At 61.7% G+C, this 22750-nt stretch carries 24 protein-coding genes and 1 pseudogene; 20 read left to right on the top strand and 5 right to left on the bottom strand.

Annotated features, from left to right (window positions below; translation table 11 throughout):
* The first annotated feature begins 1 nt into the window (after position 1).
* From AC07W7_RS05250 to AC07W7_RS05215, 8 genes are all read left to right on the top strand, one after another.
* On the top strand, positions 2-703 hold the full coding sequence (locus AC07W7_RS05250) for an SPOR domain-containing protein (RefSeq protein ID WP_076961714.1): 702 nt from the start codon (positions 2-4) through the stop codon (positions 701-703).
* Between the two features lie 255 nt (positions 704-958).
* Complete coding sequence (hslV, locus tag AC07W7_RS05245; protein WP_017738857.1) at positions 959-1489, top strand: ATP-dependent protease subunit HslV; 531 nt, start codon at positions 959-961, stop codon at positions 1487-1489.
* Positions 1490-1527: 38 nt separating this feature from the next.
* Positions 1528-2865, top strand: a complete 1338-nt coding sequence (gene hslU / locus AC07W7_RS05240) for an ATP-dependent protease ATPase subunit HslU (protein ID WP_169897691.1) — start codon at positions 1528-1530, stop codon at positions 2863-2865.
* Positions 2866-3056: 191 nt separating this feature from the next.
* Complete coding sequence (locus tag AC07W7_RS05235) at positions 3057-3434, top strand: gamma-butyrobetaine hydroxylase family protein (protein ID WP_076961712.1); 378 nt, start codon at positions 3057-3059, stop codon at positions 3432-3434.
* Positions 3435-3684: 250 nt separating this feature from the next.
* Positions 3685-5364 carry a class II poly(R)-hydroxyalkanoic acid synthase gene (gene phaC, locus AC07W7_RS05230; RefSeq protein WP_495038867.1) on the top strand — a complete coding sequence of 560 codons (1680 nt, stop codon included), beginning with the start codon at positions 3685-3687 and terminating at the stop codon, positions 5362-5364.
* A gap of 108 nt (positions 5365-5472) precedes the next feature.
* Positions 5473-6321 (top strand): poly(3-hydroxyalkanoate) depolymerase, encoded by an 849-nt coding sequence (phaZ, locus tag AC07W7_RS05225; protein WP_076961710.1) that lies wholly within the window; start codon positions 5473-5475, stop codon positions 6319-6321.
* 112 nt (positions 6322-6433) lie between these two features.
* Entirely contained in the window at positions 6434-8116 is a 1683-nt protein-coding gene (phaC, locus tag AC07W7_RS05220) for a class II poly(R)-hydroxyalkanoic acid synthase (protein ID WP_076961709.1), read from the top strand.
* 27 nt (positions 8117-8143) lie between these two features.
* Positions 8144-8764, top strand: a complete 621-nt coding sequence (locus AC07W7_RS05215; RefSeq protein WP_099169221.1) for a TetR/AcrR family transcriptional regulator — start codon at positions 8144-8146, stop codon at positions 8762-8764.
* A 169-nt stretch (positions 8765-8933) separates the two neighbouring features.
* On the opposite strand, the gene AC07W7_RS05210 is transcribed toward AC07W7_RS05215, so the two are convergent.
* The 3 genes from AC07W7_RS05210 to AC07W7_RS05200 all read right to left on the bottom strand — a co-directional run bounded on the left by AC07W7_RS05210 (position 8934) and on the right by AC07W7_RS05200 (position 10720).
* Positions 8934-9872 (bottom strand): phasin family protein, encoded by a 939-nt coding sequence (locus AC07W7_RS05210; protein ID WP_495038866.1) that lies wholly within the window; start codon positions 9870-9872, stop codon positions 8934-8936.
* 11 nt (positions 9873-9883) lie between these two features.
* Positions 9884-10306, bottom strand: a complete 423-nt coding sequence (locus AC07W7_RS05205; RefSeq protein WP_076961706.1) for a phasin family protein — start codon at positions 10304-10306, stop codon at positions 9884-9886.
* 138 nt (positions 10307-10444) lie between these two features.
* Positions 10445-10720 (bottom strand): polyhydroxyalkanoic acid system family protein, encoded by a 276-nt coding sequence (locus AC07W7_RS05200; RefSeq protein WP_038445377.1) that lies wholly within the window; start codon positions 10718-10720, stop codon positions 10445-10447.
* A 155-nt stretch (positions 10721-10875) separates the two neighbouring features.
* Between AC07W7_RS05200 and ubiE the strand changes: the two genes are divergently transcribed.
* The 12 genes and pseudogenes from ubiE (at position 10876) to AC07W7_RS05140 (ending at position 21003) form a co-directional block, all read left to right on the top strand.
* Positions 10876-11646: a bifunctional demethylmenaquinone methyltransferase/2-methoxy-6-polyprenyl-1,4-benzoquinol methylase UbiE gene (gene ubiE, locus AC07W7_RS05195; RefSeq protein ID WP_076961787.1), complete on the top strand. Its 771-nt coding sequence runs from the start codon at positions 10876-10878 to the stop codon at positions 11644-11646.
* Positions 11646-12269, top strand: coding sequence for a ubiquinone biosynthesis accessory factor UbiJ (locus tag AC07W7_RS05190; RefSeq protein WP_076961705.1), 624 nt, complete (start codon positions 11646-11648; stop codon positions 12267-12269). The genes ubiE and AC07W7_RS05190 overlap by 1 nt, the downstream gene beginning before the upstream one ends.
* The gene (ubiB, locus tag AC07W7_RS05185) at positions 12266-13870 is read left to right on the top strand and encodes a ubiquinone biosynthesis regulatory protein kinase UbiB (RefSeq protein WP_076961704.1); all 1605 of its coding nucleotides are present in this window, start codon (positions 12266-12268) and stop codon (positions 13868-13870) included. Before AC07W7_RS05190 ends, ubiB begins: the two co-directional genes overlap by 4 nt.
* Before the next feature lie 64 nt (positions 13871-13934).
* Positions 13935-14327, top strand: a complete 393-nt coding sequence (hisI, locus tag AC07W7_RS05180; protein ID WP_099169223.1) for a phosphoribosyl-AMP cyclohydrolase — start codon at positions 13935-13937, stop codon at positions 14325-14327.
* Between the two features lie 2 nt (positions 14328-14329).
* Positions 14330-14662: a phosphoribosyl-ATP diphosphatase gene (locus AC07W7_RS05175; RefSeq protein WP_003187881.1), complete on the top strand. Its 333-nt coding sequence runs from the start codon at positions 14330-14332 to the stop codon at positions 14660-14662.
* A 28-nt stretch (positions 14663-14690) separates the two neighbouring features.
* Positions 14691-14969, top strand: a complete 279-nt coding sequence (locus AC07W7_RS05170) for a twin-arginine translocase TatA/TatE family subunit (protein ID WP_099169224.1) — start codon at positions 14691-14693, stop codon at positions 14967-14969.
* Positions 14970-14979: 10 nt separating this feature from the next.
* Complete coding sequence (gene tatB / locus AC07W7_RS05165) at positions 14980-15387, top strand: Sec-independent protein translocase protein TatB (protein WP_495038865.1); 408 nt, start codon at positions 14980-14982, stop codon at positions 15385-15387.
* The gene (gene tatC / locus AC07W7_RS05160; RefSeq protein ID WP_032862241.1) at positions 15384-16175 is read left to right on the top strand and encodes a twin-arginine translocase subunit TatC; all 792 of its coding nucleotides are present in this window, start codon (positions 15384-15386) and stop codon (positions 16173-16175) included. The genes tatB and tatC overlap by 4 nt, the downstream gene beginning before the upstream one ends.
* Complete coding sequence (locus AC07W7_RS05155) at positions 16172-16879, top strand: 16S rRNA (uracil(1498)-N(3))-methyltransferase (protein WP_076961700.1); 708 nt, start codon at positions 16172-16174, stop codon at positions 16877-16879. Before tatC ends, AC07W7_RS05155 begins: the two co-directional genes overlap by 4 nt.
* A 112-nt stretch (positions 16880-16991) precedes the next feature.
* Positions 16992-18005: pseudogene (locus AC07W7_RS05150) on the top strand (methyl-accepting chemotaxis protein); the annotation flags it as partial.
* Between the two features lie 30 nt (positions 18006-18035).
* Entirely contained in the window at positions 18036-18908 is an 873-nt protein-coding gene (locus tag AC07W7_RS05145; RefSeq protein ID WP_415756548.1) for a methyl-accepting chemotaxis protein, read from the top strand.
* Positions 18909-19095: 187 nt separating this feature from the next.
* On the top strand, positions 19096-21003 hold the full coding sequence (locus AC07W7_RS05140; protein WP_495038864.1) for a methyl-accepting chemotaxis protein: 1908 nt from the start codon (positions 19096-19098) through the stop codon (positions 21001-21003).
* A 15-nt stretch (positions 21004-21018) separates the two neighbouring features.
* Here AC07W7_RS05140 and AC07W7_RS05135 read toward each other — a convergent pair whose 3' ends face one another.
* Positions 21019-21753 carry an amino acid ABC transporter ATP-binding protein gene (locus AC07W7_RS05135; protein ID WP_038445359.1) on the bottom strand — a complete coding sequence of 245 codons (735 nt, stop codon included), beginning with the start codon at positions 21751-21753 and terminating at the stop codon, positions 21019-21021.
* Entirely contained in the window at positions 21746-22705 is a 960-nt protein-coding gene (locus AC07W7_RS05130; RefSeq protein ID WP_076961697.1) for an amino acid ABC transporter permease, read from the bottom strand. The genes AC07W7_RS05135 and AC07W7_RS05130 overlap by 8 nt, the downstream gene beginning before the upstream one ends.
* Positions 22706-22750 lie beyond the last annotated feature (45 nt).

Below are 22750 nucleotides of genomic sequence, written 5' to 3'. Positions count from 1 at the left end.
GTTGGCAGCCAAGAAAAAACCTGCACCCAAGCGCGGCGCCAGCCGCTACCAGGCACCGGCAAAACAACCGATCCCGGGCTGGATGTGGCTGGCCATCGGCCTGTCGGTCGGTGCGTTTATCGTGTTCCTGATGAAGCTGGAGCCAGGCCAGGGCGAAGACGTCAAGCGGGTCAAGCAGGAGCAGCAGAAGGCTAGCAAGATCGCCGAGGCGAACAAGACACCTCCAAGCCCGACCGCACCGGTGAAGCCGAAATACGACTTCTACACGCTGCTGCCGGAATCGGAAGTGATCGTGCCGCAAGACGCCGTGCCGGAGAAAACCCTGCCGACGCCACAAATACCGACCACCCCGGTGACCCCGGCGGAGGCAGCGAAGATCGACACCGCGCGGGCCCAGGCGGCGCTGGCCGGGATTACCCCGCCGCCGGCACCACCGGTCGCCACCACCAAGGCGGCGCCGGTGACCAAGTTCTTCCTGCAGGCGGGCTCGTTCCCCAAGCAGGCGGATGCGGATCGGGTGCGCGCGCAGATTATCCTGCTGGGGCAGACGGTGACGGTGGAGTCCGGGACCGTAAAGGAAGCGACCTGGTATCGCGTGCTGGTGGGGCCGTTCAGCAACCGCGAACAACTGACCGTGGCGCAGAAACAACTGGCAGGCGCGGGCTTTAGCAACCTGTTGTTACAACAACGCCAGAGCCGTTGAGCCACAGGTAACACGGATCAGATGTGGGAGCTGGCTTGCCTGCGATGACGGTGTATCAGTCAATATTTTCAGTGACGGGTGCACCGCTATCGCAGGCAAGCCAGCTCCCACATTGGTTTTATAGTGCTCTTGAGCTTGTGCCAACCCGCTAGACACCACTCGTCCGCACACCCGCCCTACGGTTGAAATCTCCCCCACCACCCCCATATGAGTTCCATCAGGGCATTTTCGCCCCGCAGCGTGGAGACTCTCCCCTTGACCACCATCGTTTCAGTTCGTCGCCACGGCAAAGTCGTCATGGGCGGCGACGGCCAGGTTTCCCTTGGCAATACCGTGATGAAAGGCAACGCCAAAAAAGTGCGCCGCCTGTACCACGGCCAGGTCCTCGCCGGTTTTGCAGGGGCCACCGCTGACGCCTTTACCCTGTTTGAACGCTTTGAAGGCCAGCTGGAAAAACACCAGGGCCATCTGGTGCGCGCCGCTGTCGAACTGGCCAAGGAGTGGCGCACCGACCGCTCCCTCAGCCGCCTCGAAGCCATGCTTGCCGTCGCCAACAAAGACGCGTCCCTGATCATCACCGGCAACGGTGACGTGGTGGAGCCCGAGAACGGCCTGATCGCCATGGGTTCCGGCGGTGGCTATGCCCAGGCCGCCGCCAGTGCCTTGCTGAAGAAAACCGACCTGTCTGCCCGGGAAATCGTCGAGACCGCCCTCGGTATCGCTGGCGATATCTGCGTGTTTACCAACCACAACCTGACCATTGAGGAGCAGGACCTCGCGGAATAAGCCGTCGGCCTTTTCCTGCTTGAGGACCACACACCACTATGTCCATGACTCCCCGCGAAATCGTCCATGAACTCAATCGCCATATCATCGGCCAGGACGATGCCAAGCGCGCCGTTGCCATCGCCCTGCGTAACCGCTGGCGCCGGATGCAACTGCCCGAAGAATTGCGTGTTGAAGTAACCCCCAAGAACATCCTGATGATCGGCCCGACCGGTGTCGGCAAGACCGAGATCGCCCGGCGCCTGGCCAAGCTGGCCAATGCACCGTTCATCAAGGTCGAAGCGACCAAGTTCACCGAAGTCGGCTATGTGGGCCGCGACGTCGAGTCGATCATCCGTGATCTGGCCGACGCCGCCCTGAAACTGCTGCGCGAACAGGAAATGACCAAGGTCAGCCATCGCGCCGAAGACGCCGCCGAAGAGCGCATCCTCGATGCCCTGCTGCCGCCGGCGCGGGCCGGTTTCAATGAAGACGCCGCACCCGCGTCGGATTCCAACACGCGCCAGCTGTTCCGCAAGCGCCTGCGTGAAGGCCAGCTGGACGACAAGGAAATCGAGATCGACGTCGCCGAAAGCGCCGGCGTCGATATCTCCGCACCGCCTGGCATGGAAGAAATGACCAGCCAGTTGCAAAACCTGTTCGCCAACATGGGCAAGGGCAAGAAGAAAAGCCGCAAGCTCAAGGTCAAGGACGCGCTCAAGCTGGTGCGTGACGAAGAAGCCGGGCGCCTGGTCAATGAGGAAGAGCTCAAGGCCAAGGCCCTGGAAGCGGTCGAGCAGCACGGCATCGTGTTTATCGACGAGATCGACAAGGTGGCCAAGCGCGGCAATTCCGGCGGCGTCGATGTATCCCGCGAAGGCGTGCAGCGCGACCTGCTGCCGCTGATCGAAGGCTGCACGGTGAATACCAAGCTGGGCATGGTCAAGACCGACCATATCCTGTTTATCGCTTCCGGCGCGTTCCACCTGAGCAAGCCCAGCGACCTGGTGCCGGAGCTGCAAGGCCGCCTGCCGATTCGCGTGGAACTCAAGGCCCTGACCCCGGGCGACTTCGAGCGCATCCTCAGCGAACCGCATGCTTCGCTGACCGAGCAATACCGCGAGTTGCTGAAAACCGAAGGCCTGGGGATCGAGTTCCTGCCCGACGGTATCAAGCGCCTGGCGGAAATTGCCTGGCAGGTCAACGAGAAGACCGAGAACATCGGCGCCCGTCGCCTGCATACCTTGCTTGAGCGCCTGCTGGAGGAAGTGTCCTTCAGCGCCGGCGACATGGCGGGCGCGCAGAATGGCGTGGCGATCAGGATCGACGCCGACTACGTCAACAACCACCTGGGCGAATTGGCGCAGAACGAAGACCTGTCTCGTTATATCCTGTAAGCCTCACACAGGACCGCTTTGCTTTAATGTGGGAGCGGGCTTGTGTGGGAGCTGGCTTGCCCGCGATGGGATCGCCGCGTGGTGTCAGAAACACCGCAGTGATGCCATCGCAGGCAAGCCAGCTCCCACACAAGCCCGCTCCCACATTTTAAAGCCGGTTCCTTCAGGATCATCTCTGAGCGGTTCCCCAAATGACCAAACTGCCTACCGCCATCAATCTGCACAAAGCCTCCAAGACCCTGTCGCTGACCTACGGCCCCGACGAGGTCTATCACCTGAGCGCCGAACTGCTACGGGTGCACTCTCCCTCCGCCGAGGTCCAGGGCCACGGCAAGCCGATCCTGCAATTTGGCAAGCTGAATGTCGGCCTGACCAAGATCGAACCTGCCGGGCAGTACGCACTGAAATTGACCTTCGACGACGGTCATGACAGCGGACTGTTCACCTGGGACTATCTCTACCAACTCGCCGTACGTCAGGACGCGTTGTGGGCCGACTATCTTGCCGAGCTCAAGGCCGCCGGAAAAACCCGCGACCCGAGCCAGTCCGTCATCAAGCTGATGCTCTAGCTCAAGCCTGTTGCTCATTAGTGGGCATTTTCTAATTTCATCTGCTTGAATGCCCTGCGGTGTGACCAAAGATTGGTCCGCTTGCGAAAAAAATTAAACTCGGGTAACCAATGGATCTGGCAAGTTCCCTGCATTTGACGATGCAGTATTTACGGTCACCCGAGCAGCAGTACCAGGCTTGTGTTGTGCATCGATAGTTGGCTGCACAGCGGTACCCGGTACTCGTCTTTCGGACAATGGAGCGTCGTGGATGAGTAACAAGAATAACGATGACTTGAAACGCCAGGCCTCGGAAAACACCCTGGGGCTGAACCCGATCATCGCGTTGCGCAAAAAGGATTTACTGGCTTCGGCGCGGATGGTGCTGACCCAGGCCATCAAGCAACCGTTGCACAGCGTCAAGCACGTCGCCCACTTTGGCGTCGAGTTGAAGAACGTCGTATTCGGCAAATCCGAGCTTGCCCCTGAAAACGATGACCGTCGCTTCAACGACCCGGCCTGGAGCCAGAACCCCCTCTATAAACGCTACCTGCAAACCTACCTGGCATGGCGCAAGGAGCTGCACGACTGGATCGGTGACAGCAACCTGTCGGAACAGGACATCAGCCGCGGGCACTTTGTCATCAACCTGATGACCGAGGCCATGGCCCCCACCAACAGCGCCGCCAACCCGGCCGCCGTCAAGCGCTTCTTTGAAACCGGTGGCAAGAGCCTGCTGGACGGCCTCTCGCACCTGGCCAAGGACCTGGTGCACAACGGCGGCATGCCGAGCCAGGTGAACATGGGCGCCTTTGAAGTGGGCAAGAGCCTGGGCACCAGCGAAGGCGCGGTGGTGTTTCGCAACGACGTGCTGGAGCTGATCCAGTACAAGCCGATCACCGAACAGGTCCACGAGCGCCCGCTGCTGGTGGTGCCGCCGCAGATCAACAAGTTTTATGTATTCGACCTGAGCCCAGACAAGAGCCTGGCGCGCTTCTGCCTGCGCAATAACCAGCAGACCTTTATCGTCAGTTGGCGCAACCCCACCAAGGCCCAGCGCGAATGGGGCTTGTCGACCTATATCGAGGCGCTGAAAGAGGCGGTGGATGTGGTCACGGCCATTACCGGCAGCAAGGACGTCAACATGCTCGGCGCCTGCTCGGGCGGTATCACCTGCACCGCGCTACTGGGCCACTATGCGGCGCTGGGCGAAAAGAAGGTCAACGCCCTGACCTTACTGGTGAGCGTGCTGGACACCACCCTCGACACCCAGGTGGCCCTGTTCGTCGACGAGCAGACCCTGGAAGCGGCCAAGCGCCACTCGTATCAGGCCGGCGTGCTGGAAGGCCGGGACATGGCCAAGGTATTTGCCTGGATGCGCCCCAATGACCTGATCTGGAACTATTGGGTCAACAACTACCTGCTGGGCAATGAACCGCCGGTGTTTGACATCCTGTTCTGGAACAACGACACCACGCGCTTGCCGGCAGCCTTCCACAGCGACTTGATCGAACTGTTCAAAAACAACCCGCTGGTGCGGGCCAATGCCCTGGAAGTGTGCGGCACCCCGATCGACCTCAAGCAGGTGACGGCCGATATCTACTCGCTGGCGGGCACCAACGACCACATCACACCATGGCAGTCCTGCTACAAGTCGGCGCAGTTGTTTGGCGGCAAGGTCGAGTTCGTGCTGTCCAGCAGTGGGCATATCCAGAGCATCCTCAACCCCCCCGGCAACCCCAAGGCGCGTTACCAGACCAGCGAGAGCATGGGCGAGAAGGCATTGGACTGGCAGGAAAATGCCACCAAGCATACCGACTCGTGGTGGCTGCACTGGCAAGGCTGGCTGGGGGAGCGTTCGGGCAAGTTGAAGAAGTCACCTACGATTTTGGGTAACAAGGCCTACGCAGCGGCAGAGGCTGCACCCGGGACATACGTGCACGAGCGGTAAGGCAGACACCTTTGCGTAATTGAAATGGGATCAAATGTGGGAACTCGCTCCCACACAAACCACACACATTGGCCCCATTCCAGCAGTAACACTTCACAGGGCTTGAGCATGCCGCAACCGTTCATCTTCCGTACCATCGACCTGGATGGCCAGACCATCCGCACGGCGGTACGACCGGGCAAGTCTCACTTGACGCCGCTGCTGATTTTCAACGGCATCGGCGCCAACCTTGAGCTGGTGTTTCCGTTCGTCCAGGCCCTGGACCCGGACCTGGAAGTGATTGCCTTCGACGTACCCGGGGTGGGCGGCTCGTCGACACCCAGCCGGCCCTATCGCTTTCCCGGCCTGGCCAAACTCACCGCACGTATGCTCGATTACCTGGACTATGGCCAGGTCAATGCCGTCGGGGTGTCCTGGGGCGGTGCCCTGGCGCAGCAGTTTGCCTACGACTACCCGGAGCGCTGCAAAAAGCTGATCCTCGCCGCCACCGCCGCCGGCGCCTTTATGGTGCCCGGCAAGCCGAAGGTGCTGTGGCTGATGGCCAGCCCGCGGCGCTACATCCAACCGTCCCACGTGGTGCGTATCGCGCCGATGATCTATGGCGGCTCGTTTCGCCGGGACTCAAAGCTGGCCGCCGAACACGCGAGCAAAGTGCGCTCGGCCGGCAAGCTGGGCTACTACTGGCAACTGTTCGCGGGGTTTGGCTGGACCAGCATTCACTGGCTGCACAAGATCAAGCAACCCACCCTGGTGCTGGCCGGCGACGATGACCCGCTGATCCCGCTGGTCAACATGCGCATGCTGGCCTGGCGCATTCCCAATGCGCAGTTGCACATCATCGACGATGGCCACCTGTTCCTGATCACCCGGGCCGAAGCGGTGGCACCGATCATCATGAAATTTCTCCAGGAGGAACGCTTGCGCGCGGTAATCCACCCGCAACCGGCCCCCCTATAGCAGCACCTGAGCGATATCGGATCAGGATGATCCTTATGCGCAACTTGGCCAGAACCGACTATGGTTCTGCATTGGCGTGCTTGTTGATGAATTGACGAAGGAGTGTTGACTCATGCGTGACAGACCCCTGAAGACCCCGGCGCCCACACCCGCCGCGTTCATCAATGCACAAAGTGCAATCACCGGCCTGCGTGGCCGGGACCTGCTGTCGACCCTGCGTAGCGTCGCCGCCCATGGGTTGCGCAACCCGCTGCACAGCGCCCGGCATGCGTTGGCGTTGGGTGGGCAATTGGGCCGGGTGTTACTGGGTGAAACCGTGCACGAACCCAACCCCCACGACCGCCGTTTCGCCGACCCCACCTGGACCCTCAACCCCCTGTACCGGCGCAGCCTGCAGGCGTATTTGAGCTGGCAGAAACAAACCCGGCACTGGATTGACGACAGCCACCTGAGCGACGACGACCGCGCACGGGCGCACTTTGCCTTCTCGTTGCTCAACGATGCCCTGTCGCCGTCCAACACCCTGCTCAACCCGCTGGCGATCAAGGAGTTGCTCAACTCCGGCGGCAACAGCGTGGTGCGCGGCATGGGCAACCTGTTCGATGACCTGCTGCACAACAACGGCCTGCCGCGCCAGGTCACCAAGCAGGCCTTCGAGGTCGGCAAGACGGTAGCCACCACGCCCGGCTCGGTGGTGTTTCGCAATGAACTGCTGGAGCTGATCCAGTACAAGCCCATGAGCGAAAAACAGTACGCCAGGCCACTGCTGGTGGTGCCGCCGCAGATCAACAAGTACTACATTTTCGATTTGAGCCCGGCCAACAGTTTCGTGCAGTACGCCCTGAAAAACGGCCTGCAGGTGTTTATGGTCAGTTGGCGCAACCCGGATGTGCGCCATCGCGAGTGGGGCCTGTCGACCTATGTGGCAGCGCTGGAGGAAGCGCTGAATATCTGCCGGGCAATCAGCGGCGCCCGCGAAGTGAACCTGATGGGCGCCTGCGCCGGTGGCCTGACCATCGCCGCCCTGCAAGGCCACCTGCAAGCCAAGCGCCAACAACGGCGGGTCGCCAGCGCCACGTACCTGGTGAGCCTGCTGGACAGCCAGCTCGACAGCCCCGCCACGCTGTTTGCCGACGAACAGACCCTGGAAGCGGCCAAGCGTCGCTCCTACCAGGAAGGGGTGCTCGATGGCCGGGACATGGCCAAGGTCTTCGCCTGGATGCGCCCCAACGACCTGATCTGGAACTACTGGATCAACAACTACTTGCTGGGCAAGGAACCGCCCGCGTTCGACATCCTGTACTGGAACAACGACAACACCCGCTTGCCGGCGGCCTTGCATGGCGATCTGCTGGATTTCTTCAAGCACAACCCGTTGAGCCACCCTGGCGGCCTGGAAGTCTGCGGCACACCCATCGACTTGCATAAAGTCACCGTCGACAGCTTCAGCGTGGCCGGCATCAACGATCACATCACGCCGTGGGACGCGGTCTACCGCTCGACCTTGCTGCTGGGCGGCGACAAACGCTTTGTGCTCTCCAACAGCGGGCATATCCAGAGCATCCTCAACCCGCCGGGCAACCCCAAGGCCAACTTCGTCGAAAACCTCAAGCTGAGCAGCGACCCGCGCGCCTGGTACTACGACGCCAGCCACGTCGAGGGCAGTTGGTGGCCGCAGTGGCTTGAGTGGATCCAGCAACGCTCCGGGGTGCAGCGCGAGACCCTGACAGCCCTGGGCAACCAGAACTACCCACCGATGGAAGCAGCGCCGGGCACCTATGTGCGGGTGCGCTGAGCTCAACGATCAGATTAAGAAGACTGGATGAAAACCCGCGACCGTATCCTGGAATGCGCCCTGCAGTTGTTCAACCGCAAGGGCGAGCCGAATGTTTCAACCATGGAGGTGGCCAATGAAATGGGGATCAGCCCCGGCAACCTCTACTACCACTTCCATGGCAAGGAGCCCCTGGTGCTGGGGTTGTTCGAGCGCTTCCAGGGGGAATTGGCGCCACTGCTCGACCCGCCGGCGGATGTGCAGTTGGCGCCGGAGGATTACTGGCTGTTCCTGCACCTGATCGTCGAGCGCATGGCGCACTATCGGTTCCTGTTCCAGGACCTGTCGAACCTGGCCGGGCGCTTGCCGAAGCTGGCCAAGGGCATTCGCAACCTGCTGACCGCACTCAAGCGCACCCTGGCTTCGCTGCTGGCCCGGCTCAAGACCGAGGGGCAGCTGGTCAGCGATACCCAGGCCCTGGGGCAACTGGTGGAGCAGATCACCATGACCCTGCTGTTTTCCCTGGATTACCAGCGGATCCTCGATCGCGAGGCCGAGGTGCGGGTGGCGGTGTATCAAGTGATGATGCTGGTGGCGCCGCACCTGTTGATGCCGGCACGGTTGGCTACCGAGCGTTTTGCTCTGCGCTACCTGGACGACACGGACTGAAATGTGGGAGCGATTGCGGTGGGTCAGCCAACAAATCTGGCACTGATACACCGCTATCGCGGGCAAGCCCGCTCCCACACAAGCCCACACACATTAGGAATGTGTTGTTACAAGCACCCAGTAAAACGCCCGACCTTTGCAGGCCGGGCGTTTTTATACGTCCCGTGAATCAGGACTGACTGGATGGCGTCGGGGTTGCCGGCGTTACAGTCGGGGTTGCAGCGGCGGGTGTTGGCGCGGTGGCCGAGTTGGTCGCGGGGGCCGGGGTTGCAGGCTTGGCCGCTACCGCTGGTTTTGGCGCTGCTGGCTTCTTGGCTACGGCGGGTTTCTTCGCCGCTGGCTTTGCAGCCGGCTTGGCAGCCGCAGGTTTGGCTGCTGGCTTGGCGGCGGCCGGTTTGGCAGCTGGTTTGGCTGCAACTGGCTTGGCAGCCGGTTTGGCGGCAGCCGTTTTGGCCGCTGGCTTGGCGGCCGGTTTCGCTGCCGGCTTGGCCGCTACAGGCTTCTTGGCAGCAGGCTTGGCTGCTGGTTTGGCTGCTGCGGTTTTCGCCGCAGGCTTGGCAACTGCCTTGGCCGCAGGTTTAGCTGCAGATTTGGCAGCGGCCTTGACCAGAGGCTTGGCCACGGTTTTTGCCGCAGGTTTGGCCGCAGCCGTCTTCGCCGCCGGCTTGGCAGCCGGTTTTGCAGCTGCTTTCACTGGGGCAACTTTAGCGCCGGTGAGTTTTTCGATTTGCTTGGTCAGGGTATCGACCTTGCTGTGCAGCGCCTTCACTTCAGTACGGCTAGGCACGCCCAATCGCGAAATGGCATTGTTGAGGCGCTTGTCGAGTGCGCCTTCAAGCTCACCCCAAGTTCCCAACACCTGTTTCTTCGCATCACTGATGCGCGAACCGGCAGTTGCCTTGGCCGCAGTAACTTGTTTACCGACTGTGCTCTTGGTCAACTTCTCGGCTTTCTCGCCGTCTTTAACCAAAGTCTCGAAGAGTTTGCTGCCGTCACTGTCGATCTTCGAGTACACGCCTAAACCAGCCAGCCAGATCTTGCGGGAGTATTCTTCAACTTTCCCGACCCAAGAGCTGCCTTCTTTCTGAGTAGTCTTTTTAACAGCCATCCGATGTCTCCTTAGTGTTTACGCGCGACACGTTCGAGCAATGCCGTTAGCTCATCGAGCTTAGCAGAGAGTGTCTCCACGTCATGTTTAGACGCAATGCCGATTCGATTCAAGGCACTTGCAACACGCGCATCAAAAGCCTTCTCGACTTTATCCAGTTGCACTTCGACGCGACCTTTGACGCTGGAGACATTGCTCTTAACGTAATCAATCTGACTGTTGGCGGCATCAAGTTGTTCATTCACAACTTTTTTACCTTTACTTTCAACATGTTGACCAGTCTTGACGAGTTCCTTGAAGTACTCGCTGCCTTCGCTGCCGACCTTCGCATAAGCCCCCAAACCCGCCAACCAGATCTTGCGAGCATAGGTTTTAACGTCGCTCAGGGCGCTGATTTGGGTGTCGATTTTTTTCTTCAAAATAACTTTGGCCATGGTGCACCTCACGCATAAAAGGGTGGAGGAACTGCCCACAGGAGTTGAGGGCTGAATACAAAGTAGGGAGAAAAATTAGAATCGGCACCCTAAGAACAGCGCAATGGGCCGCCAGCCAATGCGGCGCGCGGTCGCAGCTCAGGCCAGGGCCTTATCCAGGGCCTTCTCGATTTCGGACTTGATGGTGCCACTCATGGCCGACATCAACAGGCCCAGTTCCACATCGATCCTTAACGAATCCTCAGCTACTTTCAGTGTGCCTTTGACGCCGGAACGCTTGAGGTTCAACGTGTCGCCAGACCACGAAGGCTCCAGGCCATATTGCTCCTTGAGTTTATGCGCCAACTTCTCGGCTTTCGCCCTGGCGGCTTCCTTACCCAGTGCGTGGGCACGTTCAATCTGTATGCGGGCCATTTGAATGACTCCTCGTTATAAAGACATATTGAGCACCCGGCTCACCCGCCATGCGGCAAAAGGTCTCGGTGGCCACCTATCTTACCTTCAGCCTTGCCAAGACAAAGCATGCCTTGGGGATTAGAATGCCCCCATTCTCTTTTGGTGACAGCGATATGACTGATCAGCGCAAAGGCAGCGATGCCGAACCCACCACTCACTTCGGCTTCAAGAACGTCCCGGAAAGCCAGAAAGCGGAAAAAGTCGCTGAGGTGTTCCACTCCGTGGCCGCCAAGTACGACCTGATGAACGACGTGCTGTCGGGCGGCATGCACCGCCTGTGGAAACGTTTCACCATCGAATTGTCCGGCGTGCGCGCCGGCAACCGCGTGCTGGACATCGCCGGCGGCACGGGCGACCTGGCCGCCAAGTTCTCCAAGCTGGTTGGCCCCACCGGCCAGGTGGTATTGGCCGACATCAACGGCTCGATGCTCAAGGTCGGTCGCGACCGCCTGCTGGACAAGGGCGTGGCGGGCAATATCGAGTTCGTCCAGGCCGACGCTGAAAAGCTGCCGTTCCCCGACAACCATTTCGACTGCGTGACCATCGCCTTCGGCCTGCGCAACGTGACCCACAAGGAAGACGCCCTGCGCTCGATGCTGCGGGTGCTCAAGCCGGGCGGGCGCCTGCTGGTGCTGGAGTTCTCCAAGCCGACCAACGCGCTGATGTCCAAGGTCTACGACACTTACTCGTTCGCCTTCATGCCGTTGATGGGCAAGCTGATCACCAATGACGCCGAGAGCTATCGCTACCTGGCCGAATCGATCCGCATGCACCCCAACCAGGAAACCCTGAAGTCGATGATGGTCGAGGCCGGTTTCGACCGCGTGACCTACCACAACATGACCTCGGGCATCGTTGCCCTGCATCGCGGCATCAAGCCCTGATGTTGTTCACCGGCCTTCTCGCCAGCGTCGAACACGGCCTCAACCGTGTCCTGCGCCTGGACAGCACCGCCCTGGCGCGGCTGGCGCACCTGAACGGCAAGATCATTGCCGTCGATTGCAGCAGCCCGGCCTTGCAGCTGTTTATCCTGCCCAGCGATGAAGGCCTGTTGCTCGCCGCGCACTGGGCCGCCGACGCCGACTGCACCCTGCGTGCGCCGGCGGCGAGCCTGCTGCGCCTGGCCCTGAGCCGCGACAAGACCGCGGTCCTGCACGGCCCGGACGTGACCCTTGAAGGCGACAGCGCGGTGCTGATGGACCTGGCCGCCGTGCTGCAAGACCTGGAGCTGGACTGGGAATACGAGCTGTCGCGCTGGCTCGGCCCGGTGGCCACCCAGTTGATCAGCGGGCACCTGCGCAGCCGCTCGCGCTGGTACCAGCAGGGTTTCGCCAGCCTCAACCAGAACCTCGCCGAATACCTGAGCGAAGAATCGCGCACCCTCGTCGGACAACGGGAAGCCGAAGCGCGCTTTCGTGAACTCGACCAGGCCAAACTCGACCTGGAACGGCTTGAGGCGCGCTTCGAGCGCCTGAGCCGCTCCCTTGATCCAAGCGATAACGCATGAAGCTGCTCGCCGTCCGCCGTCTGTTCCGCATCCAACGCGTCGTCATTCGCTACCGCCTCGATGACCTGCTGTTCGCCCTGCCGCTGCCGTGGTTGTTGCTGGCAGTGCGCTATGTGCTGCCGTGGCGCTGGTTCCCGCGCAAGACCCTGGACCTGAGCCGTGGCGCGCGCCTGCGCCTGGCTTTGCAGGACCTGGGGCCGATCTTCATCAAGTTCGGGCAGATCCTGTCGACCCGCCGCGACCTGCTGCCTGAAGACATCGCCGACGAGCTGATGCTGTTGCAGGACCGCGTGCCACCGTTCGATTCCCAGCAGTCGATGAAGCTGATCGAAGAACAGCTGGGCAAGAAAATCAGCGACGTGTTCAGCCGTTTCGACGTCGAGCCCCTGGCCTCGGCCTCGGTCGCCCAGGTGCACGCCGCGCAGCTGAAAACCGGCGAAGAGGTAGTGGTCAAGGTGATCCGCCCCGGCCTCAAGCCGATCATCGGCCAGGACCTGGCGTGGCTGTTCATCCTGGCCCGTGCCGCCGAGCGTTTCTCGGCCGATGCGCGCCTGCTGCACCCGGTGGACGTGGTCGCCGACTACGAAAAAACCATCTACGACGAACTCGACCTATTGCGTGAAGCGGCCAACGCCAGCCAGCTCAAGCGCAACTTCGAGGGCTCGCCGCTGCTGTACGTGCCGCAGGTGTATTGGGACTGGTGCCGGCCCAAAGTGCTGGTGATGGAGCGCATCTACGGCGTACAGGTCACCGACCTCGCGACCCTGGCCGACCAGCGCACCGATATGAAGATGCTGGCCGAGCGCGGGGTGGAGATTTTCTTCACCCAGGTGTTCCGCGACAGCTTCTTCCACGCCGACATGCACCCCGGCAATATCTTCGTCAGCACGGTGAACCCGTGGAGCCCGCAGTACATTGCGATCGACTGTGGCATCGTCGGCAGCCTCACGCCCGAGGACCAGGACTACCTGGCGCGTAACCTGTTCGCCTTCTTCAAGCGTGACTACCGCCGCGTGGCGCAGTTGCACATCGACTCGGGCTGGGTGCCGGCCGAAACCAAGCTCAATGAATTCGAGGCGGCGATCCGCACCGTGTGCGAGCCGATCTTTGAAAAACCGTTAAAAGATATTTCATTCGGCCAGGTGCTGATGCGCCTGTTCCAGACCGCGCGGCGCTTCAATATGGAAGTGCAACCGCAACTGGTGCTGCTGCAAAAGACCCTGCTCAATATCGAAGGCCTGGGCCGCCAGCTGTACCCGGACCTGGACCTGTGGAACACCGCGCAACCGTTCCTCGAACGCTGGATGCGCGAACGCGTCAGCCCGAAAACCTTGCTGGGCAACCTGCACAGCCAGGTCGAGCAACTGCCGCACCTGGCCAACATGACCCGCGACCTGCTGGAGCGCATGTCCCAGCCCCACGCCAAGGACCCGGCGCCGCCGTGGCATCAACGCAAGGACGACTGGTTCCTGCGCCTGCTGGGCGCGGCGCACCTGGGCGGTGGCGCGGTGCTCGCGGCCGGTGGGCCCTTGAACGCACTGGGTTACTGGCCTGCGGGCATCATGGTCGCCGTGGGCCTTTATCTGGTCGTGCGTCGATAGCCCGAGCGGTTATACACTGTTGCACATCGCCGGAGCGGCTAGCGCACGGTTGTTGGAGTTAAAAATGAAAGACTGGCTGGACGAGATCAAATGGGACAGTGATGGCCTGGTGCCGGCCATTGCCCAGGACCACAAGACCGGACGCATCCTGATGATGGCCTGGATGAACCGCGAGGCCCTGGGCCTGACTGCCGCCGAGCAGCGTGCCATCTACTGGTCACGTTCCCGTGGCAAACTGTGGCGCAAGGGCGAGGAGTCCGGGCATGTGCAAAAACTGCATGAAATGCGCCTGGACTGCGACGCCGACGTGATCGTGCTGATGGTCGAGCAGATCGGCGACATCGCCTGCCATACCGGCCGCCACAGCTGCTTCTACCGGGTGTTCGAGAACGGCGCATGGAAAACCGTCGAGCCGGTGCTCAAAGACCCGCACGCCATTTACTCGGCAGGACATTGAACATGAGCGATACCCTCAACCGTGTGGCCCAGGTGCTGGAGGACCGCAAAGGTGCGGACGCCGACAGCTCCTATGTCGCCAGCCTGTACCACAAGGGCCTGAACAAGATATTGGAAAAACTCGGCGAGGAATCCGTCGAGACCATCATCGCGGCCAAGGATGCACAAATCAGCGGCGATTACAGCGATGTAATCTATGAGACTGCCGACTTGTGGTTCCATAGCCTGGTCATGCTCGCCCAACTGGGGCAGCACCCACAGGCCGTGCTGGATGAACTGGACCGTCGCTTCGGCTTGTCCGGGCATGCCGAAAAGGCCTCGCGCCCGTCCGCCTGAATAACTTTCTGACTTAAGGAATTGCAGCATGGGCATTTTTGACTGGAAACACTGGGTGGTTATTCTCGTGGTGGTTGTCCTGGTGTTCGGTACCAAAAAACTGAAGAACCTGGGCACCGACGTCGGCGAATCCATCAAGGGCTTTCGCAAGGCCATGAACGACGACGAAAAGCCAGCCGACACCGGCGCCAACCCGGTGCCGCCGGCGCAGCCTGTGCACCCGCAGGCCGCACAGCCGATCACTGAACGCCGCACCTTCGACGTGCAGGCCGAAAAAGTCGAAGAGCCGTCCCGCAAAGACTCGTGAGCACTGACTAATGTTTGGTATCAGCTTCTCTGAACTGCTGCTCGTCGGCCTCGTCGCCCTGCTGGTGCTGGGGCCTGAACGCCTGCCTGGCGCGGCGCGCACGGCTGGCCTGTGGGTCGGGCGCCTGAAACGCAGTTTCAACGCCATCAAGCAGGAAGTTGAACGGGAAATCGGCGCCGACGAGATTCGTCGTCAGCTGCACAACGAACATATTCTGTCCCTGGAGCAGGAGGCGCGCAAAATCCTCGCGCCCCAGCAACAGGCGCCGACACCGGTTGAGCCGGTGGCCGAGCAGAGCATTGCACCCGTGGTCCAAACCACTGCCTGCGCAACGCCCGCGTCCCCAGCAGAGCCCGCGCCGACGCCCACCGCGTCGCCCGCGCCCCACGACCCTACATTGCCGCCGCGAGCCCCATGAGCGCTGATAAACCGGAAAACGACCAGCATATGCCGCTGGTCTCGCACCTCACCGAGTTGCGCACCCGCCTGCTGCGCTGCGTCGCGGCGATTTTCGTGATCTTTGCCGGGCTGTTTGCCTTTACCCAGCAGATCTACACCTTCGTCTCGACGCCGCTGCGCGAGTACCTGCCGGTGGGCGCGACGATGATCGCCACCGACGTGTCCTCGCCGTTCCTCACGCCGCTCAAGCTGACGATGATGGTGTCGCTGTTTTTGGCGATCCCGGTGATCCTGCACCAGATCTGGGGCTTTATCGCCCCCGGCCTGTACAAGCATGAAAAACGCATCGCGGTGCCACTGCTGGTGTCGAGCATCATGCTGTTCTACACCGGCATGGCGTTCGCCTACTTCCTGGTGTTCCCGTTGATCTTCAAGTTCTTCGCCGCCGCCACCCCGGCCGGCGTGGAAATGATGACCGACATCACCAGCTACCTCGACTTCGTGATGACGCTGTTCTTCGCCTTTGGCGTGGCCTTCGAGATCCCGGTGGCGGTGGTGTTGCTGGTGTGGATCGGCGTGGTCGACGTCAAGTACCTGCGCAAGATCCGCCCGTACGTGATCATCGGCTGCTTTGTGGTCGGCATGATCCTCACCCCGCCGGATATCTTCTCGCAGACCTTGCTGGCCGTGCCGATGTGGATGCTGTTTGAAGTGGGCATCCTGTTTGGCAGCCTGGTGAGCAAGCGCGGCGAACACCCGGACGACCAACCTGCCGATGACGACCAGCCGCCAGCGACCCAACCGTGAACCTGCTGTTGCTGGAAGAGGCCGACTTTATCGCGGCCGACCGGGTGGTTTTGCGTGACCGGCGCCTGGTGCATATGCAGGAGGTGCATCGCGTGGCGGTTGGCGACAGCCTGCGTGTGGGGCGCATTGGCGGCTTGATGGGCAATGCCCAGGTGCTGCGCCTGGAAGCCGGCGAAGCCGAGCTGCAAATCAGCCTCGACCAGCCGCCACCGGCCAAACTACCGCTGACGTTACTGCTGGCCCTGCCGCGCCCGAAAATGCTGCGCCGGGTATTGCAGACCGTGGCGTCCATGGGGGTGCCACGGGTGGTGCTGGTCAACAGCTATCGGGTCGAGAAAAGCTTCTGGCAGACCCCCTTCCTGGAGCCCGAAGCGGTTCGCGAGCAACTGATCCTCGGCCTGGAACAAGCACGGGATACGGTATTGCCCGAGATCATCATCGAAAAGCGCTTCAAGCCCTTTGTCGAAGACCGCCTGCCGGCCCTGGCCCAGGGCACCCTGGGCCTGGTCGGGCATCCCGGCGATTACCCGCCGTGCCCACGCGGCCTGGATGAACCGGTGACCCTGGCCATCGGCCCGGAAGGTGGCTGGATCCCCTATGAGGTGGATTTGCTGGCCAAGGCCGGGTTGCAGCCGGTGCAACTGGGCGCGCGGATCCTGCGCGTGGAAACGGCCGTGACCGCCCTGCTCGCCCGCCTCTTCTAACCCCACCCTCCAAACACCACAGCTCCCACAAGTCTTTATGCCGCTACAGAATCGCGCTTGCATGCCGATAGCCTCAAGATAAGTCCAAGCCTTGTTCAGGGGAGTTCACCGCATGCACCGTTGGCTAGCTGAAAAACTGGGGAATGTAAGCGTCAATCGCAAGCTGAGCGTGGGCTTTGGCCTGGTCTTGGTCCTTACGCTCCTGATCACCTTCACCGGCTGGACGGGCCTGGGTGGCGTGATCAGCCGTGGCGACAAACTGGGCTTTATTGCCAGCCTCAATGAATTGACCAAAGACCTGCGCCAGGCCCGCCTGGACTATGAAATGCGCCGTGGCGAACAAGGCCCGGGGCTGGTCAACGAGCTGATGGACAAACTCGACAGCGGCCTGAAAACCGCGCGCAGCCAGCTCGAGCAACCGGCCGATATCGCCATCATCGATGAGCAGTTGGCCGCCGTTGCCAAGTATCGACAGGCCTTCAGCGCCATGGTCCAGGCCGGTGCCCACCGCGAAGATGCCCGCAGCAAACTGGGCGCTACCGCCGACAGTGCCGTCGTGCGTGTCTCGGAAATCGAAAAAACCCTGCTGCAAGGCGACAGCGTCACCCAGTTCAACAGCGTGGTCGAGCTGAGCAAGCTGATTCAGCAGGCACGCTTCCAGGTGCGCGGCTACACCTACAGTGCCAAAGCCGAGGCCGAGCAGCCGGCCCTGGACGCCATCAGCAATGCCCTGAAAAACCTCGACAGCCTACGCAGTCAACTACCGGAACAGTACGGCGCCAACCTGCTGGAAGCCAACGACGCCCTCAAGGCCTACCTCGCCGCCGTCAGTCAATTCCGCGACTCCCAAGTGGCCAGTGCGGCAGCCCTCAAGGCCATGACCGAGCAAGGCGACCTGCTGTTTGACCGCAGCAAGAAACTCACCGCGTCGCAAACCGTGGTCCGCGACAACGATGCCACACAGGCCAAGCAACTGCTGATGCTGGCGACGGCTCTGGCCCTGGCTTTCGGCTTGTTCGCCGCCTGGGCGATTACCCGGCAGATCGTGATCCCCTTGAGCCAGACCCTCAAGGTCGCCGAACGTGTCGCCGCCGGTGACCTGAGCCACAACCTGGTCTCGCAACGCCAGGACGAACTGGGTCAACTGCAACGCGCCATGCAAAGCATGACCATGGGCCTGCGCGACCTGATTGGCGGGATCAGCGACGGCGTAACGCAAATCGCCAGTGCCGCCGAACAATTGTCGGCGGTTACCGAGCAGACCAGCGCCGGGGTCAACAACCAGAAGGTCGAGACTGATCAGGTCGCCACCGCGATGAACGAAATGGCGGCCACCGTGCAGGAAGTGGCGCGCAATGCCGAAGAAGCCTCGGAAGCCGCCGTCGCCGCCGACCAACAGGCCCGCGAAGGTGACCGGGTGGTTGGCGAAGCCATCGCCCAGATCGAGCGCCTGGCGGGCGAAGTCGGCAACTCCACCGAGGCCATGGGCCATCTCAAGCGCGAAAGCGACAAGATCGGCAGTGTGCTGGACGTGATCAAGTCTGTGGCCCAGCAAACCAACCTGCTGGCCCTTAACGCGGCCATTGAAGCGGCACGCGCCGGAGAAGCCGGCCGTGGCTTCGCGGTGGTGGCCGATGAGGTGCGCAGCCTGGCGCAACGCACGCAAAAATCCACCGAGGAAATCGAAGAGCTGATCGTCGGCCTGCAAAGTGGCACCCAGCAGGTGGCGACCATCATGGACAACAGCCGCAGCCTTACCGACAGCAGCGTCGAGCTGACCCGACGGGCCGGCAATGCCCTGGAAAACATCACCCGCACGGTCTCGGCCATCCAGGCCATGAACCAACAGATCGCCACCGCCGCCGAACAACAGAGCGCCGTGGCCGAAGAGATCAACCGCAGCGTGCTGAATGTGCGCGATGTGTCCGAGCAGACCGCAGCGGCCAGCGAAGAAACCGCCGCTTCCAGTACCGAACTGGCGCGCCTGGGCACCCATCTGCAGGCCTTGGTGGGCCGCTTCCGGGTCTGAGGCCTGCCCTTCGCGGCGATCCGTCCGGGTCGCCGCTTGCAGCTTGTGAAATTTCCTACACGTTTTTCAGGCCTCCATCGCCACGCCCCGCGCCCAAGGGAACTAGCGTTCAAGAGGGTTCAATGTGCCCGCGCCCTTCGGCGCCCCGACACGTCGAACACCTTTGTTCACTTGCCGGAGGTTGGCCATGCTTCGTCGAATGACTCAACTGCTGGGTAACGCCAGCGTCACCCTCAAACTGGTCCTGGGTTTTGCCTTGGTGCTGGCCCTGAGCCTTGTGATTGCCCTGACCGGCTGGCAGGCCCTCGCCGCCTCCCTCTACCGCTCACAAACCCTGACCGTTCTCGCGCAACTGGCGGTTACCGGCGAAGAACTACGGGCCGACCGCATCGTTTATCGCACCCTGGACGATGAGGCCAGCCTCAACAAACTGAGCCTGTCCATCAAGAAGACCGATGGGTATCTGGCCGAGCTTTCAAACCGCCTCAAAGTGCCAAAGTCCCAGGAGTACTTGCGCAACATGACGGGCTTTTCCGAGCGTTTCAAAACCACGCTCAAGGATGTGCCTGCACTGGTCAAACAACGGGAAACCGCCCGTGAGCAGTTGAAACAAAGCTCGGTGCGCACCAGCGACGTCCTGGCACAAGTGGCCAGCGACCTGCCGGACCAGGAAGACGAAAAAGCCCTCGATACCGTCGAAGGGCTGCGCCTGGCGATCGAACAGGCCGAAGACCGCGCCCTAAGCCCGGCCTGGGCGGCCAGTAGCCTGGATGCCTATGCCCAGGCCGTCAGCGACGCCGAGCGCAGCCTCGAACTGGCCCAGGCGGCCGTGGAGAAGCTGCCCGTGGACAGCAGCGCCTTGAAAAATGCCGTACTCAGCATCCGCACTCACCTGACACGCCTGCGGGACACCCAGCTGACGACCGAGGCCGCGCAAAACCAGCTGGAGCAACTGTTGGACCAACTGCTGGCACAAAGTGACTTGCTCAGCCAGGACCAGACCCAGCGCCGCGACCGGGAAGCCGAACAGGCTCGCACCCAGACCCTGGCCATTACCGGAGCCGCCTTGCTCTTCGGCGCCCTGGCCGCCTGGATCATCGCTGGGCAGATCGTCAAGCCACTGCGCAGGGCCCTGGCCGTGGCCAATCGCATTGCCGAGGGCGACCTGAGCCACGATATACAGACCCGTCGCAAGGATGAACTGGGCCAGTTGCAATGCAGCATGGCGCAAATGACCCTCAACCTGCGGGGGCTGATTGGCAGCATCAGCGACAATGCCCGGCAGATCGCCAGCGCCGCCGAGGAACTGTCGGCCGTCACCGAGCAAACCCGGGCGGGCGTCAACAATCAGCGCGACGAAACCGAGCAGGTGGCAACCGCCATGAACCAGATGCTCGCCACCGCCCAGGAAGTCGCCCGGCATGCCGAACAGGCCTCGATTGCCGCCAACCAGGCCAATCAACAGACCGAACTGGGCGACCAGGTGGTGACGGACGCGGTGGCGCACATTGAACACCTGGCCCACGAGATGGCGCGCTCAAGCCAGGCGATGCTGGCCCTGCAACGGGAAAGCCAGAAGATCGGCAGCGTGCTGGAGGTGATCAAGTCGGTGTCCCAGCAGACCAACCTGCTGGCGCTCAATGCGGCAATCGAAGCCGCACGCGCCGGGGAGGCCGGCCAAGGGTTTGCAGTGGTGGCCGACGAAGTGCGCAGCCTGGCCCAGCGCACCCAGCAGTCCGCCGAGGAAATCGAAGAGTTGATTGGCGGTTTGCATCACGGCACGCAACAGGTCGCCGACGTCATGGACAACAGCCGCACCCTGACTGATCGCAGCGTGGGCCTGACCCGCAACGCTGGCGACGCGTTGACGGAAATCGCACGCACCGTGCTGGTCATCCAGGAAATGAACCCACAGATCGCCGCTGCCGCCGAAGAGCAAAGCGCGGTGGCCGAGGAAATCAATCGCAGCGTGTTGAAAGTCAGGGATGTGTCGGAACAAACCGCCGCCGCCAGCGAACAGACGGCAGCGGCCAGCATTGAATTGGCACGACTGGGGAGCAATCTTCAGAAGTACGTGGGCAAGTTCAAGGTATGAACCTGCCCCCGTGCCTTACAGAACCTGGCGCAGGAACGCCTGTGCCCGTGGGTCCTTCGGCGCATCGAAGAACTGCGCGGGCGCAGCGTCTTCCAGCAGCTTGCCGTGATCGAAGAACAACACGCGGTCCGCCACTTCCCGGGCAAAGCCCATTTCGTGGGTCACACAGACCATGGTCATGCCTTCCAGGGCCAGGGTCTTCATCACGTCCAGCACTTCACCGACCATTTCCGGGTCCAGCGCCGAGGTGGGCTCGTCAAACAGCATGACCTTGGGCTCCATGGCCAAGGCCCGGGCAATCGCCACGCGCTGTTGCTGGCCGCCGGAAAGCCGCGAGGGGAACTCGTTGGCTTTCTGTGCAATGCCGACCTTTTCCAGCAAGGCCAGGGCCTTGGCCTCGCGCTCCTTCTTGCCGCGCTTGCGCACGACCTTCTGCGCCAGGCACAGGTTTTCCAGCACGGTCATGTGCGGGAACAGGTTGAAGTGCTGGAACACCATGCCGACTTCCCGGCGATAGGCGTTCACATCGGTCTTGGGGTCGGCCAGTTGCAGGCCGTCGATGCTCACCGAGCCCGAATCGAACGCTTCCAGGCCATTGAGGCAGCGCAGGAATGTCGATTTGCCGGAACCGGACGGGCCGATTACCACCAGCACTTCGCCCTTGGCCACCTGGGTGGTGACGTGATCCACCGCGCGTACCACATGCCCACGGGTGTCGAAGACTTTTACCAGATCGCGCACTTCAATCACTTTGGGCGAGCCTCCGCTCAAGCCGGCTGGCCATTTTCGACAGCGGCAGGTTGATCAGCAGGTACAGGCCTGCAACACAGAACAGGATTTCAAACGGCGAGAACGAGGTGGTGATGACCTCGCGACCGCTCTTGAGCAGTTCGGTAATGGCGATCACCGAGACCAGCGAGGTGTCCTTGACCAGGCTGATAAATTGCCCGGCCAACGGCGGCAGCACGCGCTTGAACGCCTGCGGCAGTACCACGTGGCGCATCGACTGGCTGGCGCTCAGGCCCAGGGAACGGGCCGCTTCGCCCTGGCCACGGGCAATCGACTGCACGCCAGCGCGGACAATTTCTGCCACATAAGCACCGGTAAACAGCGACAGCGCGGCGATGCCGGCAAACTCCCGCGACAGGTTCAGTACCGTGCCGATAAAGAAGTAGAAAATGAAGATCTGTACCAATAACGGCGTGCCGCGCACCAGTTCGACGTAGATCGTCGATAGATCGCGCAAGGTCGGGTTATTCGACAAACGACACAGGCCGGTCGCCAGGCCGATAAACAGGCCCAATACCCCCGAGACCAGCGACAGCCACAGGGTGGTCCACAACCCCCACATCAACGGGCCCAGCGCCCAGTGCCGGGTCACCCCGATCACATCGCCCTCGGCCACATCGTCGCCACGGGCCACTTGCAGGCTGTTGTCGGCAACGCTCAGGTGCTGCTCGACACCGGCATCGTTACGCAGGGTGACTTGCGCCACATCGCCCTGGCGCACCAATTCGACCACCGTGGAAATATCCGCCGCTCGCTTGGATTCCTCAGCCTGGTAGGCGAAGTATTGCGGCACGCGGTTCCAGCGCCATTCGTAGGACATCAGCGAGGTGGCGTAGTACAACGCGCCGGCCATGCCGACCAGCACCAGCACGGTCAGCAGGTGCCAGGGCCATTGGGCTTTTTTCTGTTTCATTGCGGGTTCCGGGATGTGTATCGGCTGTCAGGCCGCCATCGCGGG

The organism is Pseudomonas sp. GW821-FHT01D09, assembly GCF_059422465.1.
The sequence above is the reverse complement of the archived record's forward strand: the minus strand, read 5'-3'. Positions and strand labels throughout refer to the sequence as shown.